Below are 15314 nucleotides of genomic sequence, written 5' to 3'. Positions count from 1 at the left end.
ATACTTGTCTGATTGAATAGTTTTCTACTAAATGCGCTTTGACTATTTTCTCTCGTAAGTCTACGCTGTATGCTTTCATTAGCTCCTCCATAACATTCTTTTCTTCAGTGTACACCATTACAGCGCAAAGCGCTGTATCGTCGCAGTTTAGAACGGCATATCGCCCAATTGAATTCAGAATATGCACAATTAGAACAGCGCTGGCGTGCTTTTAATGCAGTTTCTGAAGGCAATTATGCTAATCAATTTCGCTCGGGATGGCTGAAAACTGATGCTCGGTTTAAGGATTATATTAATCAATCGCAAAAGATTAAAGCTTTTCTTGATGAACGGATCGATGCTTTAGAAGCTGTGAATAGATCGGAGGGGAGTTTGTGAAAAATTACGATCCTCGTGTCTTAATTCGTACTTTTGATACGTTAGAAGAGGAACGTCAGAAGTTTAATCAAGTTTCCAGCGATACATTAAGAGATGCCGAACATACGCAAAAATGCTCTCAAGAGCGCGTTAATCAGGCATTAAGATCGAGTGCGATCGCCCTCAATCAAGCGAAAGACGATTTAGATGATGTAGAATTAGCCAATGGCGAAGTGCAAAATTTGCTCTCTCAGTCTGGGTCAGCAGTAGAAACAGCCCATGAAACGCTAGAAATCGTTAATAATGCTCGGCAGCAAGCAGAATACACTCTTGCCACTTGGGAAAGTCAATTGCAAAAGGCTTTAGCATGGCAAGCACGAGCAGAAGCACAACTCAGGAGGGCGATCCAACAGTATGAACAAGCCCAAAGAAATTTAGCATCTGCCCAACGCAATTTAGAATCTGCGGCAGACAGGTTGCGTAGCTGTATCAACGATCCAGAACGCAAAAAGAATTGTAACTCGGAACAAGAAGCCTACAACAAAGCACAAGCTAAAGTTGTGGTTGCTATTGAGATCCTAGAAGAAGCACAAAGGGAAGTTCATGCTGCACAGCAAGAATTAGAGAGAGCGCAAGCAAGAGTAAGATGCTGCCAGCAAGCAGTTAGCTATGCATTGACAGCGGTAGGACATGCTAATACCGCTACCCAACAAGCCAACCAAGCTCTCAATGAAGCCGAACGGAGCCTCGAAAGCGCTGAATCTGCCCATCGTGCCATTACACAAGCTAATTCCAAAGCTATTCAAGAACATGAATTAGCGGAAGCCGCAACGAGTGAAATTCATCAAGCAGAAAGCAAGGTAACTCAATCACAAGTTAGTTGTAATACAGCTAGAAGTCAAGCCGATTCAGCGTATAATCTGGCAGTTCGAGGCAATCAAGAACTCAACTATCGGAAAGCTCAATTGATTCGTCTGAATCGCGCTTCTGGTAGTTTCTCAGGAGCGGTTCAAAAAGGGATTGCGGCTGTTCAAATAGCGACGGGATTACTCGGTGGGAGTATTGCTACTGGGAGTATGTCTGCACCGGTTCCTGATGTGCGTGGATTTGGATTACAAAGTGGAGAAGATCTCGTCAATGAAGCTGGAGTGCGATCGAGTTTGGTGACTGAAGAGGATTGTAAACGCCGCCAGCAAGAAATAGATACAGATTCTATAGCAGAAAATCAACCCAAATTTTCCGGCCCGCCTGATTCTTGAGCCTATTTGAGTAATGAGCATGACTGAGATGAGCAACACCAATACGAAGGTTTTATTAGCGCGATTAATCGAGTACCGCAAAAGCTTGGAAAATCACTTAAATCAGCTCGGATCAGAGTATATGCAGTTGGAAAATTTTTGGCGTATTTTTAATGCTTGTTCAGAAGGGAATTATGCCGAACAGTTTCGAGCGGGTTGGTTGCGAACGGAGACCAATTTCAATGCTTATCTGGTTCAAGGAGAAAAAATTAAGTCTTTTCTGAATGAACGTATTAAGTATCTGGCTCTTTTGAATAGAGAAAGTCTAGATGTTTATCTCAGAAGCTCTCTAAGTCCTGTAACTCCTTCTAGACCTTCTAGCTCTCAAGCCAAGATCGAAGCCAATTCTGGTGATTTAAGGAACAATATGGGCAAAGTTACAGATAACAAAATTCCCCATACGAATCAATACTATCCTGAGGGTAAATATCAAGCTCATCATGTGATTCCTGGTGAAAGTGCGAATAACAGTCCTTTGGTCAGAGCAGCTATAGATTTAGGATTTGATCTTGATTCTGCGATCAATGGAATTTACTTACCTGCTACTGACGAACAACAACAAGTATTGAAGATGATGACGGATGTGGAGTTGCCTAAACATTCAGGATATCACTCTACTTATAGTAGAATGATTGATGATATTCTAGAAATCCATTGGCAAGATCTAGGGGATGGCGATCGCTTATCTGCCTATTTCCTGTCTAAAAATGATACAGAACTAGAGCCAAAAATCAGAAAGCAGGACAAATTCTGATAGAGTCTAATGCGTTGTCAGGAGAGATTGAACAGTTAATTGATTTTTCTCGCCAAGAGATCTCTAGAGGTTACAGTGAATACAGTAATTTTCAAGACAAAAACTCTGCTGCACTATCTGAACTACCCTTAATTCTTCAGTGCATTAATCAAGCCAATAGTTGTTGTAGTGATTGACCTCCTCCCTGGTCTAAAGAAACGGGGATTCCTATTCATGTCCGCGAAGCGGAAACCTCACAATTTAGGTTTCTGCTTCATAGCAGTTGCCTTCAACGATTTACTCGCCTCTGGTCTTACACTCGCTCCACAGAGGCTCTTACCTTATAACTTATTTAGTGTAAGACCGGCAAGTTCAAACTGGCAATTGGCCCTTCATCCATGGGAGGCAAGGGGCTGGGAGCCCCTTGTTAAAGCACATCATCATAGAGAAATAGTATTAGACGGCGATCGCCCTCTTCATTAAGGTGCATCAGAACCATCCGCTTTCACGGAATCTTTGCGTAGCGTGCGGGGAGTTTTTTCGAGATAATCGCTTTCCTCATCCGACCAATGTTGACGATACAATAGCTCTAGCTCACTTCCAGCGCGGCGAAAGAGCTTCACTTGCATAAAAATCAAGCCTTGAAATAAGCGATAACAGGCAACAGCAGTAATGGCAACTACCAAACCCACGGCAGTACTAATTAAAGCTTCCCCAATCCCCAAGGTTACCCCACGGGTGGAAGACGTAGCCAAATCGCCAATACTAATAGAGCCTAAGGAATTAATTAATCCCAACACCGTTCCCAAGAGTCCCAACATAGGAGAGAGGGAAATAACTGCCTCTAGGATTTTATCTCCTCGACGCATGGCAGCCAATTCATCATCGGCTGCTGCTTCGAGAGCTAACCGAAAGACCTCCGGATCGGGATTTCTCAGCCGTAAAGGAGCATAAAGAAATCGACCCACAGGTTGATCGCTGGCGCGTCGGGCAATTTCCGGTGCAGTTCTCCAGTCTTCCCGTGCCGCTTCAAGAATTTGCACAATCAATTCTTTTTCCTTGGTTAAGACCGTCCACCAAAACCATAACCGTTCAATAATCGTACTGAGGGCAAGTACGGATAAGAACAGTAATGGGCCAATGGTTAACCCCCCCTTCTCTAAAATTTCTGCGATCGTCATAGTTATCTGCTTCTCTGTGCCTAAACGCTGGATAATGGATCGGTGTTCTTCGATTGTCTTACATTTTAGGATGTTCGGAGTTTATTATCAGGTTTTCCCTTGCCGTCGAGCTAGGTGGGGAAATCCTTACCCGCATTTTAGATAAGAGTTTGCCACAATGGAGGCAATGAGAGAAAGAGATTCTATGAGTAACCCAATTCAATCCCTGTACACCTGGTATCGGAATATGATTCGTAATCCCCAGTATCGCTGGTGGATTATTCTGGGGACGTTAGTTTATATTTTTAGCCCCCTAGATATTTCCCCGGATATACTTCCGATCGCTGGTCAAATTGATGATGTGGCAGTCATGGTCATTTTGCTTTCGGAGGTCTCCCAACTAATTTTAGACCGGGTGAAAGCGCAACAGCCATCAACGGCCACCTCCCCCAGTGGTGAAACGACTTCCAAAAACACAGTTGATGTGGATGCCGTTTCCCTAGATTAGGCAGGGAGTCGAGAGACATAGAGACGCGGGGACGTGGAAATAGCCTATTATTCCTTGTTAATTGGGATTAGAAATCGGTAACACCTCCAAACCCGGTACTGGAGTAACAGACTCTGGTACATCAAGTACCGGAGGAGCGGGTTCTGGGGTATAAACGGGAGGAGCTAGACGCGCTTCCCAAGACCTAATTTGGGATTGAGCGCTGGAATAGAGACTATGGCTAGGGGGAATTTTAACGGCAATGGCGATCGCCCCTGGCAGATCGTAACTGGATCGCGCTTGTGCTAAACTCAACAGTTGTTGCCCCCAACGATTGATTTCCTGTTCGGCGCTCGAACGTAAAGGATGTTCCCAAGGGATTTGTTCAGCTTGATTCATGGCTGCCACTAAATCTTCTGGCGAACCCTTAGCCGCTATTTGTTGAGCCGTTTGTAGATTATCCTGTCCCCTCATTTCCCATCGCCAATCCTCAATTAAACCATTAGCTTCATCAGAAAGAGCGCGACCTGGAGAAATTTGGCTGGCTGAGGCGATCGCCCCGCTTAGATCGCCCAAATTGGCATAATTTCGCGCTTGATCCAGATACGGTCTATCTTCCAGACGCTCTAACTGATCCGCCCACAGACGAATTTTTTCCTGAGCTTGGGGATACAACGCCCGTCCAGAGCCAATCCGTCGGGCCTCATTAATGGCAGATTGTAAAGAGAGAGCATCACCCGCAAAGGCCAAACTTTGGGCATTATTTAAATAGGGCCGATCTTCAATCCGCTCCACTTGGTCTTGCCAACGGTCAACTTTCTCTTGGGCTTGACTATAGAGAGTGCGACCGGGACTAATCATACTCGCTTCCTGAATAGCCGATCGCAAATCCTCCAGAGTTCCGCCTATGGCCAAAGATTCAGCCCGATTCAAATAGGGCCGATCTTCAATCGTTTGGATTTCAGTATTCCAGGTATTCAGCAAAGTTGAAGCTTCCTGATAGCGGGGATTATTGCTAGAGATTAAGGATACTTCTGCCACCGCTTTGGCCAAATCATCCACCCCACCACCACGAGCCATATTACGAGCTTTTTCCAATCGAGCCACATCTTCAATTTCCCGTTCCCATCGAGAAATTAGATATTGAGCTTTGCCATAGAGAGGTCGTTTAATATCAATCTGTTTCGCTTGAGTAATCCCTTTTTCTAATCCTGAAACGGTATTACTCCAGGTAGATTGATGAGCCTTAGCCAAAACCGTAAAATCTTCCACCTGTTTCTCCATTTGGGCAGTAGCCGGAATTCTTTGTACAATAGCGATCGCGCCTTGGGCATCTTGCTCCTCTAACTGCTCTTCAGCCACCTCCATCATCTGGCCCCCCACTTTACGGATCAGATTTTGAGCCTCTCCATACAAATAACTCGACTTCTCAACCTTTTCCATTAACTCAATCGCCTTGAGCAAATCCTCCACCGTTCCTAACTCTGCCAAATCTTCTGCCTCGGCCAACGTTTTACCATCTTGACGAGACATTTGGATCAATTGCGTCAATTCTTGATAGCGGTTTTCTGACCAATAAACATTATCGATCTTGAGCAATTGTGTCGCTTGGCGGAAGGCCTGAGTCCATTGCCGTTTGCGGATTAAATTTTCTGTTTCTGCATAAATCTCTTCCGCCTTATCCCACATGCCCCGCCAGCGTTGCAGGCGATTATTGACCAAATCGGCTGCTGTGGTATCACTGGGAATATTTTGCGCTGTGGCGATCGCCTCTTGCAACTTACCTTGTTCAAACAGCATATCCCCCAAAACCAGCATATTTTCTGCCCAATCCTCAATCGATTGATTAATCCGAGGTCGTAAGGGATGATTCATAGGCAACGCATTGACAATTTCAATCGCCTCTAAATACCCTTCTCCTGTCTGCTCTTGAGCTGCTAATTCTGCACAATGCAACCGTAGAGAAGCGGAAGCCGTTGCCCATTGAACCTGGTCACAGTTGGGTAACTTCGGCAGTTTTACCAAAGTCAACATACTTAAAAAACCTAAACCTCCTGGCACAAGAACGATCAGGGCAATCCAGAATAACCAGGATTGAGGGCCGATATTCTGAACCTTGAAATTGGGGTCGGGGGTATGGGATGGAGAATTCATAGGGCCAGTTTGGGAAACTTGCTATATTATGGGGGCAATGCAGGCGATCGCCAATCAACAAAGCAAAAATAGCGCTTTGAGCTAGGCAAAAGGCAAAAGGTAAAAGATTATCGGGCTAGGTTTGAGACTTGAAGAAAAGTCCTAAGAACCTTGGCGGTTCCGATAATTGGTCTTCTTATCCTACCGTTGTCGTTCAGAAACGCCAACCGATCGAGCCTGAATAAAACTTCGGGTTGGCTTCTCTAAGAACCGGTATTACTTTGTAAATCTTCAATCAATTCTGCCAACTGATCGGAATTAATGTGATAGACTTCCTGACAAAATTCACAAGTGGCTTCTGCACCCTCATCTTTTTCGATCATATCTTGTAGTTCTTCCTGTCCTAGTAACTTCAACGCTCCTAAGACCCGATTCACCGAACAGGGACAATAAAACTGCACCATCTGAGTTTCTGGAAAAATGTGCAGATCGAAATCCCCCAACAAATCCTGAAAAATTTCTGGCAGCGTTTTATGGGCCCGGAGCAGAGGAGTAAACCCAGATAACTGAGATACACGAGATTCTAAGGCACTCACCAGCTCTTCGTCTTCGGCTGCTTTCGGCAAAACTTGCAGCAAAAGTCCCCCAGCCGCTTGTACTCCATCGGCATCTACAAAGACCCCTAGGATGAGAGCCGAAGGAGTTTGTTCAGAAGTGGCCAGATAATGGGTTAAATCCTCACCAATTTCTCCAGAGACTAATTCTACGGTGGTGGAATAGGGATAACCATAGCCCACATCTCGCACCACATATAAATAGCCTTCCCTACCGACTGCTCCTCCAACATCCAGTTTTCCTTTCTCATTGGGGGGTAGCTCGACACTGGGATGGTGGACGTAACCGCGCACCGTACCATCTAAACCCGCATCGACTAAAATCGAACCTAAAGGACCATTCCCATTCACCTTAATCGTTACTCTCGATCCCGGTCTTTTCATGCTAGAGGCAAATAATAATCCTCCCGCCATGGTGCGTCCGAGCGCTGCTGTCGCCACATAGGACAGGTTATGTCGTTGACGAGCCTCATCCGTGAGGCGGGTAGTAATTACACCCACGGCTCGAATACCACCCTCGGCTGCCGTTGCCCGAATTAACTGGTCTACCATAAAACCCCTTACATTTCTTTACACTTTCCTTATTCTAAACAGGGAAGTGAACTTTACATCAGTGACAAATCTCTCTGGCATACTGGAGAAGGGAACTCTTGCAATTGAGATTGATAGGTATGTTTGGGACATTTCAATCGAGTCAGTTACGGATAGAAGTTGAGGCTTCTGAAGCTAAGATTCGTCAGAGTCTGTTGTATCCCGATCGCCTGCGTCAGTGGTTATGGCCGCAAACGTTATCGGAGGGGTTACCCGAACAATTGAGTGCTGGAGTTACATTTACCAGTAGGATGGGGCCGGTGGCGATCGCCCATCAAGTTGACTTGGCTGGCGATCGGCACTTACGCTTACTCCTAAGTCATGGCATTGACGGCTTCCATGAATGGATGTGGGGCGACGGATGGATACAGTCCCGACTCGAAGGAGTGACTTTACTACCGCTCAACTTAGGTCAAACCCTCAGTTTACTCCGACTCAAACAATTTTTAACCCAACCTGATGAATCCTGATATCTGCCAAAGAGGTTCATCACAATCCCGAACAAGAGGTGATTGTACAATTGATTGTCCTTGGTTTTCACGACCCAAATGCACGGAAATTTACAAAATTTGCCGTTAATTAACAACTCTCTATTCCCTATTCCCTATTCCCTATTCCCTAACCATGCTACCTGTTGCCGAAGCTGAACGCTTAATTCTCGATCGCATTCATCCCCTCAACCCCGAAACTGAGTCTCAAATGGTCACCCTGGATAAAGCCAGGGGGCGCGTACTGTCTCGTCCAGTCACCAGTAGTCTCGATTTTCCCCATTGGGACAACTCAGCCATGGATGGCTACGCTGTTCGCTATCTGGATGTGCGCGAGTGTTCCCCAGAAAATCCGGCAGTTCTGGAAGTTGTGGGAGAAGTGCCGGCCGGTACAGTGCCTGATTTCACTCTACAGCGAGGACAAGCCGCCCGCATTTTTACGGGAGCGATGATTCCCAATGGTGCAGATACCATCGTCATGCAGGAAAACACTCAGCTACAGAACCAAAAAGTGTCGGTTTTGAGGGCTACTAAATCCGGAGAATTTATCCGCAAACAAGGGAGCTTTTATCAAGTGGGTAATATCTTGCTGCAATCAGGAATGCTCGTCAATATGCCCGAAGTTGCCATTTTAGCGGCTGCCCAATGTAACCAAGTTAGCGTTTATCGTCGTCTGAGAGTTGCAATTTTTGCTACAGGAAATGAATTGGTTCCTTGCGATCGCCCCTTAGCACCCGGTCAAATTGTAGACTCTAATCAGTATGCTCTTGCTGCCGGGATTGCCCAAATGGGAGGCATTCCCCATTGTTTTGGCATTATTCCCGATGACCCAGAGGCGACTCAAAAAGCGATTTCTGGAGCCTTATCCATGGTGGATGTAATCATTTCTTCCGGGGGAGTTTCTGTCGGAGAATATGATTATATTGACCGAATTTTGAAAGAATTAGGCGCAACGCTCCATGTGACAAAAGTAAAGATAAAACCCGGTAAACCCTTAACCTTTGCCACATTTATCGAAAGCTCAATTCCCAGTTGTTTATATTATTTTGGTTTACCGGGAAATCCAGTTTCGGCATTAGTTTGCTTTTGGAGATTTGTACAACCGGCTCTGAAAAAGCTATCCGGTTATAGCCGTGGATGGCAACCGAAATTTGTCCTAGCCCAAAATCGCTGCTTATTACGTGGAGGCCCCAGAGAAACCTATGTTTGGGGAAATTTAGCTTATACTCCCCAAGGCTGTGAGTTCGATTTAGCTCCAGGTTTGCAAATTTCCGCTAATTTAATTAATTTAGCTGGAACCACCGGGTTTGCTGTAATTCCCGCAGGAAAAGATCGGATTCATCCAGGAGAATGGGTGCAAGTTTTAACAATTTAGGACTCAAAACTGGAGTGGTCTGCGGCTTGATTTTCCGGCCAATAGTTGATATCTAGGGTTTCGGTTATGGAAAACAGACACAGTTCTGGAAAATCATCCCTGTTGATTCCGGTTTCAATCGCAGCTCGCTGGCGTGCTTTTGCATAACAATCCTCAAAAATTTGGTTAAAATATTTTTTAGGCTGGGGCTATCTCGAAAGGCTTTATGAATGCGATCGCGATGTTCGTAAATGGTATAGCCCCAGCTATTGGTCTGTTTTTCAGTTTGATATTGGTATTTGAGTACGTGCATCAGCAGGATTTCCAGGTTACTCTCGATCTCCCATTTCTCACTTTTCCCCATATCTTCGAGTTCTTCTGCTAGATGCTCTAGATCGATGCGATCGAGTTGGCGATCTCGTAACAACTGTGATGTAGTTTCTAGCCACAGGTAATAGTTGCGATTGTAGAGATCGGGGAGGAGAGAGCGATCTCTTAAGGCTTCCATAACCCTTGTACTGTTGCATTTTCTGCTACTCTAGCATAGTCCGAGGCTGATGAAATCATTATCGAGTCCTCCCCAGATGTTACAGCGCAAAGCGCTGTTATGAAACACAAGCTTGAATCCTCTCTCTCCATGTACCACAACCCTATTCCCTATTCCCCAGCGCAAAGCGCTGTATCTGCACCGATTCCGCCTAAAATGACATCGTTTCCTTGGTGTCCATAGAGTTCATCACTGCCTGCATTACTAGCAATAATATTTGCCCCCGCTAGTCCCCAAACAATATCATTTTCCTGGGTTTCAACGATTATGTCATTTTCTTGTGTCCCGAAGCGAATCATCAGTCTAGTCTCTCGATCGGTAGATGTTTAGCCCTTGCAGTGCGGGAGTTAGAGGAGAAAAAGAGGTGAAATCAGATGGATTCTGATTTCAGTTCCTCTTGCATTTATGTCTTCGTGTCTCCATACTAACTTATCTATTTTAGCTAACAAAAACTGTTTTGAAGATTAAAAGAAATTAATGATTTATTGTGTGTTTTTTGGGCAATTTACTAACAATATCAGATTGAAGGGCAAAAACTGACTCAGTTTGACTCATTTTTTGCAAGTGGATCGATTGCCAGTTGCCTCCTACCCCGAAAATGTAAATTTATGTAACAATTTCGCTCAAAGTGCATAAAAATTGAGCTTAAAAACTGAGAACCCTATAGAGAGGTCATGCACTTCTCTAGTTGTTGCAATCGCAAGATAGGGTTATGGCAGATACACTCACAGCCTCCAAAGCCGGACTAGACAACGTTTATAGAGCTATTCGCCAAAAAGGATGGACAAAAACTCAAACCGCTCTCTGGTGGCATGATGCTCAAACATCGCAAGCAACCCTACGCAGGTTTTGGCGTAGGATTCCCATCGATCGACATGCATTTCAAAAGATTTGTCAGGTTGCGGGAGTAGCCTGGGAGAGCGTCACGGAAATTGAATCGTCTTCAAGCTCACCAGAAGAAAACAAGAATAAAGACCTCTTAAGGGATTTGAGCCTCATTGATTGCATCGTGATCCTATTGCTCCTGAGAACCTAACCCTGACGATCTGGTAATACAATGGAATATCTCAATCTGGTTTCTAGGAGGTTTTTCTCGTTTTGACAGATGCTTGTTCTCAAGATTCCGGCTCTGAAAACCACGTTTCCTCTCCCGAACAACCTCAGCGATCGCCCAAATTCGGAGATCGCTTCAAAGCCTTGTCCTCTAAAGTATCTCAGGCAATGGGCTTTGAATGGATGTACTTTCATCTCAACTATGCCGACTGTGTAGAACTCTATGCACCAGAGACTCTAGTTGCTACTTATGTCAACGATCACTCGAGTTGGTTTACTCGGTGTGCCCTACCGATGAAAGCGATCTCTATCGGCGACAATGCCTATGATTTACTCATTGGTCGCTATGGAGCGCTTCAATTTGAAGTTGAAGTTAGAATAGGACTCGAACTGATTCCCTGTGATGAAACAGGAGTTTATCGCATTTGTAGCATTGAACTCCCCAATTATACGCCCCCAGGTTATCAAGTAAACTTCCACGGACAATTTTATCTGGCCGAAATTCCCTGTTGTCCTACCCCAGAATATTTCCAGGAACTGCAAAGCTATCTCATCCTTCCCTCACCTCTACCGGAAGTGATGACACGCTGGGAATGGAGTCTAGATCTAACAGTAGGCGTAAGATTTCCCCAGTTTATCCATCGCTTACCCCAATCTTTGATCCAAACGACTAGCGATCGCCTCCTGCAACAAATTGTCCGCGAAGTTTCTCGCCGTTTGGCGAAAAAAGTACAACAAGACTTTCATAAAACCCTAGCCAATTAGGGAATAGGCAATAGGGAGTAGGGAGTAAAGAATAAGTGATTTCCCGGTGTCTGCAGTGTCTGGAGTGTCTCCCAATCCCCTTATTCCCCCACGCCCCCATTCCCTCACCCCTACCCCAACCTTACCATCCTCTGTCAGAATAGATTAGAAACGCGACTATTGTTTGCTCTTCCGGCTATGGCCTACTGCTTAAACCCCAATTGCAACCACCCCGAAAATCCACAGAATGCAGGGGTTTGTCAAAACTGTGGAAAACCCTTAACAGAGCTGCTTAGGGGTCGATATCGAGTTCTCAAACCCCTGGGACGGGGGGGAATGGGTCGTACCTATCTCGCGGTTGATGAAGACAAACTTCGCAGCTTCTGCGTGATTAAACAATTTTCTCCCCAAATTCAAACGACAGGAGAACGACGGGACAAATCGGTGCAAAAGTCCACGGATTTGTTTTACCAAGAAGCCATGCGGTTGCATGAATTGGGAGAACATCCACAAATTCCCACCCTATTAGCCTATTTTGAACATCAGGAACAGTTGTATTTAGTTCAACAGCTTATTCGTGGCCCCACCCTATGGCAAGAGTTAAGGCATCAAGGGGCATTTAGTGAGAAGCAAATCTGGGATATTCTCGAACAATTATTACCGGTTTTAGGGTATATACACGGCTATAAAGTGGTGCATCGGGATATTAAACCCACGAATATTATTCGCCGTAAACAAGACAAAGCACTGGTGTTAATTGATTTTGGCATTGCCAAACAGTTAACGGCCACTGGAATGGCCAGAGTCGGTACAAAAATTGGGACAGAAGGGTATGCTCCTATAGAACAAATCCGCAGTGGTCGCGCCTATCCGGCCAGTGATTTGTATAGTTTGGGGGTGACTTGTATTCATTTGCTGACGGGGTTATCGCCTGATGAATTATTCGATCCGTTAACGGGGAATTGGCTATGGCGAGAAACACTCAAAGAACAAGAGATTGTAATTAGCGATCGCCTGGGACAAATTTTAGATAAACTGCTCAAAGATATTGTCAGCGATCGCTATCAGTCAGCCCAAGCTGTGATTGCCGATATGAACCCTGTGCCGAGTCCCCCCAATGTGATTGTACCGGAAGGGTATTTAATCTCTCCTCCTGCAGTTCAAGATTGGCATTGTGTCCATACCCTCCATCACCATAGTGGTAAAATTCAGGATTTAGCTATCCATCCCCAAGGCAATCTTTTAGCCAGTTCCAGTGAAGATAAAACCCTCTGTTTGTGGCGGATGAGCGGGCAAAAATTAGAGAAGGTTTCTCTGCTGTCTACCTTAACGGGTCATGAGGCTTCTGTGGGAGCTGTTGCTATCCATCCTGAAGGGGAATTATTAGTCAGTGGGAGTCATGATAAGCGGATTTTATTTTGGCGTTTACCAGAGTCTATTGATAAACAAATTGTTCACACCCAACCAATTTTGGTTTTAAACGATCATCGTGATTGGGTAAATACTCTGGTGTTTAGTCCCAGTGGCAGTTTATTAGCTAGTGGCTCAAACGATAAAACCGTACGAGTGCGACAGTTAGCCGTGACTCCAGATGGCGAATGGGAACAATTACTTTTGTTAACCTTAACCAGTCATACGGATGCCGTAAATGCCTTAGCATTTAGTGCTGATGGTCGCTGGTTAGCCAGTGGAGGAGAAGACCGAGTGGTGAAGGTTTGGAATGTGGAAACGGGAACGCTCCATTTAAATTTACCGCGCCATGCGCAACGGATTAATGCGTTAGCGTTTAGTCCCCGTAATCGGATTTTGGCCAGTGGTAGTGATGATGGTACGATTCGGATTTGGGATTCACTCAAGGGTCATCAAATTCGCACGTTAACTGAACATGGCGATTCTATTTTTGGCTTAGTGTTTAGTCCTGATGGTCAGGTATTGTTGAGTAGTAGTCGCGATCGCACCATCAAAATCTGGGACTTAGAGAACTGGAAGTCCATCTCTACCTTAGACGATCACTCCTGGTGGGTGAGGGCGATCGCCTTAAGCCAAGATGGTTTAACCTTAGTTACCGGTAGTGGTGATGCCACCATTAAAATTTGGCGTTGGATGTGAGGGTTATCCTTCATCCATTACTGCTGGAAAACTTGGTATTGATCAGGATAGCCGCTTGAGTGCGATCGCGGATATTAAGCCGACTCAAAATATTGGCTACATGGTTTTTCACCGTGCGCTCAGAAATATACAAGGTTTTGGCAATTTCCCGATTACTATAACCCGCACCAATGAGCTTCAAAACCTCCTGCTCCCTTGGGGTTAACAGTTGTAACTCTGGTGGTGCAGAATTCACCTCTGGTTCGGGTTGACTGGTAAGCATTTTTTCTAATAATCCTGGCCCCAAATGGGTATAACCTTTATGAACCGATCGAATGGCTTCGGCTAAATCTTCTGAGGGCGTATCCTTTAATAAATAGCCCTTCGCACCGTAAAGCACAGCTTGGGTGACATATTCATCATCATCAAAGGTGGTTAAGACCAAAACTTTAATGTGGGGACACTGCTCTTGCAACGCTTTAGTCGCAGCAACCCCGTCCATAACCGGCATCCGTACATCCATTAAAACGACATCCGGTTGTAAAGATAGGGATCGTTCAACGGCAACTTTGCCATTTTCAGCAGCTCCAATTACGTCTAGATCGGGTTTGGTTTGTAGGAGACTCGATAATCCTTCTCTGACTAAGCTTTGATCGTCTACTAATAATATTTTGATCATAAAAAAATAGGGATTAAAACTCGACAATTACGGGAGTATGATCGCTCGGTTTAGACAAGTGTCGAGGGGCGATATCAATGATACATTTTGAAGCTCGATCGCCTAACGGAGCCGATAAATAGTGATGATCGATACGCCAACCTCGCTGACGCTTAAAGGAATTTTGGCGATAATCCCACCAAGTATATTGACCTTCTTCTTGGTTGAATTTCCGGAAAGCGTCGGCTAATCCTAACTTGAGAATGCGTTGCAAGGCTTCCCTTTCTTTGGCAGTCGTTCCGGTTTTTTGGCTATTGGGAGAAACGTCAAAATGCACATCCCGATCTTCCGGAACAATGTTAAAATCGCCACTAATACACACCCCTTGGGGATGGCGCTTGAGGAGAATATCAAGATAATCTTGTAGAAGCGAGAGCCAATCTAATTTATAGAAATATTTATTACTTTCAAAGTCGCCACCATTGGGCACATAAACTGTGATAATGCGGATATTGTCTAAAACTCCGGTAATTAAACGCTTTTGCTCGTCAAACTCCCCCACCCGATCTGCGCCTAAAATGGGGCTAAAGCCACTGCTGACATCCGAAAGGGGCGATCGCGTAATCAGGGCGACACCATTATAAGCCTTTTGGCCAGAGATATAAACGTGATATCCTGCTTCTTCAAAGGGCGATCGCGGAAATAGATCGTCAATTACCTTAGTTTCCTGCAACCCCAACACATCCACTGGGTTATCTCGCAGCCAATTCAGAACAATATCTAGTCGGGTACGAATCGAGTTAACATTCCAAGTGGCAATTTTCATTCACTGTAGCGCTTCGCGCTGGTAATGGGTAATAGGGGGAGAAGCTCAGGGGGTGACAACAGGCTTGAATCTAAGGCTACACTTGGCTTTGAGCCGTTAAAAGATGGCGAAAAAATCCAGCGATTTTTTGGGCAAGTAACCCTCTAACCTGATGCTATAGTTATGCGATCGCGACCATTGAGT

General features: G+C 45.1%; 15 protein-coding genes and 1 pseudogene. 9 read left to right on the top strand and 7 right to left on the bottom strand.

What is annotated here, in order from left to right:
- Window positions 1-168 precede the first annotated feature (168 nt).
- From J7545_RS21160 to J7545_RS21150, 3 genes are read left to right on the top strand one after another with little or no spacing between them, the layout of a single operon-like run.
- Window positions 169-378: a hypothetical protein gene (locus J7545_RS21160; RefSeq protein WP_318697917.1), complete on the top strand. Its 210-nt coding sequence runs from the start codon at window positions 169-171 to the stop codon at window positions 376-378.
- Window positions 375-1616: a hypothetical protein gene (locus tag J7545_RS21155; RefSeq protein ID WP_318697916.1), complete on the top strand. Its 1242-nt coding sequence runs from the start codon at window positions 375-377 to the stop codon at window positions 1614-1616. The genes J7545_RS21160 and J7545_RS21155 overlap by 4 nt, the downstream gene beginning before the upstream one ends.
- Window positions 1617-1635: 19 nt before the next feature.
- A complete protein-coding gene (locus J7545_RS21150; RefSeq protein ID WP_318697915.1) occupies window positions 1636-2409 on the top strand; it encodes an AHH domain-containing protein in 774 nt (257 codons plus the stop codon).
- Window positions 2410-2867: 458 nt separating this feature from the next.
- Here the strand turns inward: J7545_RS21150 and J7545_RS21145 are convergent, their stop codons facing one another.
- Entirely contained in the window at window positions 2868-3569 is a 702-nt protein-coding gene (locus J7545_RS21145; RefSeq protein WP_318697914.1) for a MotA/TolQ/ExbB proton channel family protein, read from the bottom strand.
- A gap of 184 nt (window positions 3570-3753) precedes the next feature.
- On the opposite strand from J7545_RS21145, the gene J7545_RS21140 reads away from it, so the two are divergent.
- Window positions 3754-4056 (top strand): YkvA family protein, encoded by a 303-nt coding sequence (locus tag J7545_RS21140; RefSeq protein WP_318697913.1) that lies wholly within the window; start codon window positions 3754-3756, stop codon window positions 4054-4056.
- A 57-nt stretch (window positions 4057-4113) separates the two neighbouring features.
- On the opposite strand, the gene J7545_RS21135 is transcribed toward J7545_RS21140, so the two are convergent.
- Window positions 4114-6189: a hypothetical protein gene (locus J7545_RS21135; protein ID WP_318697912.1), complete on the bottom strand. Its 2076-nt coding sequence runs from the start codon at window positions 6187-6189 to the stop codon at window positions 4114-4116.
- Between the two features lie 242 nt (window positions 6190-6431).
- Window positions 6432-7334, bottom strand: coding sequence for an Hsp33 family molecular chaperone HslO (gene hslO, locus J7545_RS21130; RefSeq protein WP_318697911.1), 903 nt, complete (start codon window positions 7332-7334; stop codon window positions 6432-6434).
- Between the two features lie 119 nt (window positions 7335-7453).
- Here hslO and J7545_RS21125 point away from each other — a divergent pair, with 119 nt between their 5' ends.
- Together J7545_RS21125 and glp are read left to right on the top strand one after the other, a co-directional pair.
- Window positions 7454-7843, top strand: a complete 390-nt coding sequence (locus J7545_RS21125) for a hypothetical protein (protein WP_318697910.1) — start codon at window positions 7454-7456, stop codon at window positions 7841-7843.
- Between the two features lie 154 nt (window positions 7844-7997).
- A complete protein-coding gene (gene glp / locus J7545_RS21120) occupies window positions 7998-9236 on the top strand; it encodes a gephyrin-like molybdotransferase Glp (protein WP_318697909.1) in 1239 nt (412 codons plus the stop codon).
- Here glp and J7545_RS21115 read toward each other — a convergent pair.
- Window positions 9233-9723 (bottom strand): annotated as a pseudogene (locus J7545_RS21115) (DUF29 domain-containing protein). The gene glp and the pseudogene J7545_RS21115 sit on opposite strands and share 4 nt — an antisense overlap.
- A gap of 149 nt (window positions 9724-9872) precedes the next feature.
- Window positions 9873-10061: a hypothetical protein gene (locus J7545_RS21110; protein ID WP_318697908.1), complete on the bottom strand. Its 189-nt coding sequence runs from the start codon at window positions 10059-10061 to the stop codon at window positions 9873-9875.
- A gap of 413 nt (window positions 10062-10474) precedes the next feature.
- Between J7545_RS21110 and J7545_RS21105 the strand changes: the two genes are divergently transcribed.
- From J7545_RS21105 to J7545_RS21095, 3 genes are all read left to right on the top strand, one after another.
- Window positions 10475-10798, top strand: coding sequence for a hypothetical protein (locus J7545_RS21105; RefSeq protein ID WP_318720109.1), 324 nt, complete (start codon window positions 10475-10477; stop codon window positions 10796-10798).
- Between the two features lie 62 nt (window positions 10799-10860).
- On the top strand, window positions 10861-11580 hold the full coding sequence (locus J7545_RS21100; RefSeq protein ID WP_318697906.1) for a DUF1997 domain-containing protein: 720 nt from the start codon (window positions 10861-10863) through the stop codon (window positions 11578-11580).
- 177 nt (window positions 11581-11757) lie between these two features.
- The gene (locus J7545_RS21095) at window positions 11758-13668 is read left to right on the top strand and encodes a serine/threonine-protein kinase (RefSeq protein WP_318697918.1); all 1911 of its coding nucleotides are present in this window, start codon (window positions 11758-11760) and stop codon (window positions 13666-13668) included.
- A 10-nt stretch (window positions 13669-13678) separates the two neighbouring features.
- Here the strand turns inward: J7545_RS21095 and J7545_RS21090 are convergent, their stop codons facing one another.
- A complete protein-coding gene (locus J7545_RS21090; protein WP_318720108.1) occupies window positions 13679-14326 on the bottom strand; it encodes a response regulator transcription factor in 648 nt (215 codons plus the stop codon).
- A gap of 13 nt (window positions 14327-14339) precedes the next feature.
- Window positions 14340-15131: an exodeoxyribonuclease III gene (gene xth / locus J7545_RS21085; protein ID WP_318697904.1), complete on the bottom strand. Its 792-nt coding sequence runs from the start codon at window positions 15129-15131 to the stop codon at window positions 14340-14342.
- Between the last annotated feature and the right edge of the window lie 183 nt (window positions 15132-15314).

This window comes from Roseofilum sp. SBFL (assembly GCF_017746885.1).
Taxonomy (GTDB): domain Bacteria; phylum Cyanobacteriota; class Cyanobacteriia; order Cyanobacteriales; family Desertifilaceae; genus Roseofilum.
The sequence above is the reverse complement of the archived record's forward strand: the minus strand, read 5'-3'. Positions and strand labels throughout refer to the sequence as shown.

What these genes read in the sequence shown, in the direction of transcription:
- J7545_RS21145 (WP_318697914.1), bottom strand. Translation starts at nt 3,569, where the DNA reads ATGACGATCGCAGAAATTTTAGAGAAGGGGGGGTTAACCATTGGCCCA.
- J7545_RS21090 (WP_318720108.1), bottom strand. Translation starts at nt 14,326, where the DNA reads ATGATCAAAATATTATTAGTAGACGATCAAAGCTTAGTCAGAGAAGGA.
- J7545_RS21095 (WP_318697918.1), top strand. Translation starts at nt 11,758, where the DNA reads ATGGCCTACTGCTTAAACCCCAATTGCAACCACCCCGAAAATCCACAG.
- xth (WP_318697904.1), bottom strand. Translation starts at nt 15,131, where the DNA reads ATGAAAATTGCCACTTGGAATGTTAACTCGATTCGTACCCGACTAGAT.
- J7545_RS21125 (WP_318697910.1), top strand. Translation starts at nt 7,454, where the DNA reads ATGTTTGGGACATTTCAATCGAGTCAGTTACGGATAGAAGTTGAGGCT.
- J7545_RS21110 (WP_318697908.1), bottom strand. Translation starts at nt 10,061, where the DNA reads ATGATTCGCTTCGGGACACAAGAAAATGACATAATCGTTGAAACCCAG.
- J7545_RS21140 (WP_318697913.1), top strand. Translation starts at nt 3,754, where the DNA reads ATGAGTAACCCAATTCAATCCCTGTACACCTGGTATCGGAATATGATT.
- glp (WP_318697909.1), top strand. Translation starts at nt 7,998, where the DNA reads ATGCTACCTGTTGCCGAAGCTGAACGCTTAATTCTCGATCGCATTCAT.
- J7545_RS21105 (WP_318720109.1), top strand. Translation starts at nt 10,475, where the DNA reads ATGGCAGATACACTCACAGCCTCCAAAGCCGGACTAGACAACGTTTAT.
- hslO (WP_318697911.1), bottom strand. Translation starts at nt 7,334, where the DNA reads ATGGTAGACCAGTTAATTCGGGCAACGGCAGCCGAGGGTGGTATTCGA.
- J7545_RS21150 (WP_318697915.1), top strand. Translation starts at nt 1,636, where the DNA reads ATGACTGAGATGAGCAACACCAATACGAAGGTTTTATTAGCGCGATTA.
- J7545_RS21135 (WP_318697912.1), bottom strand. Translation starts at nt 6,189, where the DNA reads ATGAATTCTCCATCCCATACCCCCGACCCCAATTTCAAGGTTCAGAAT.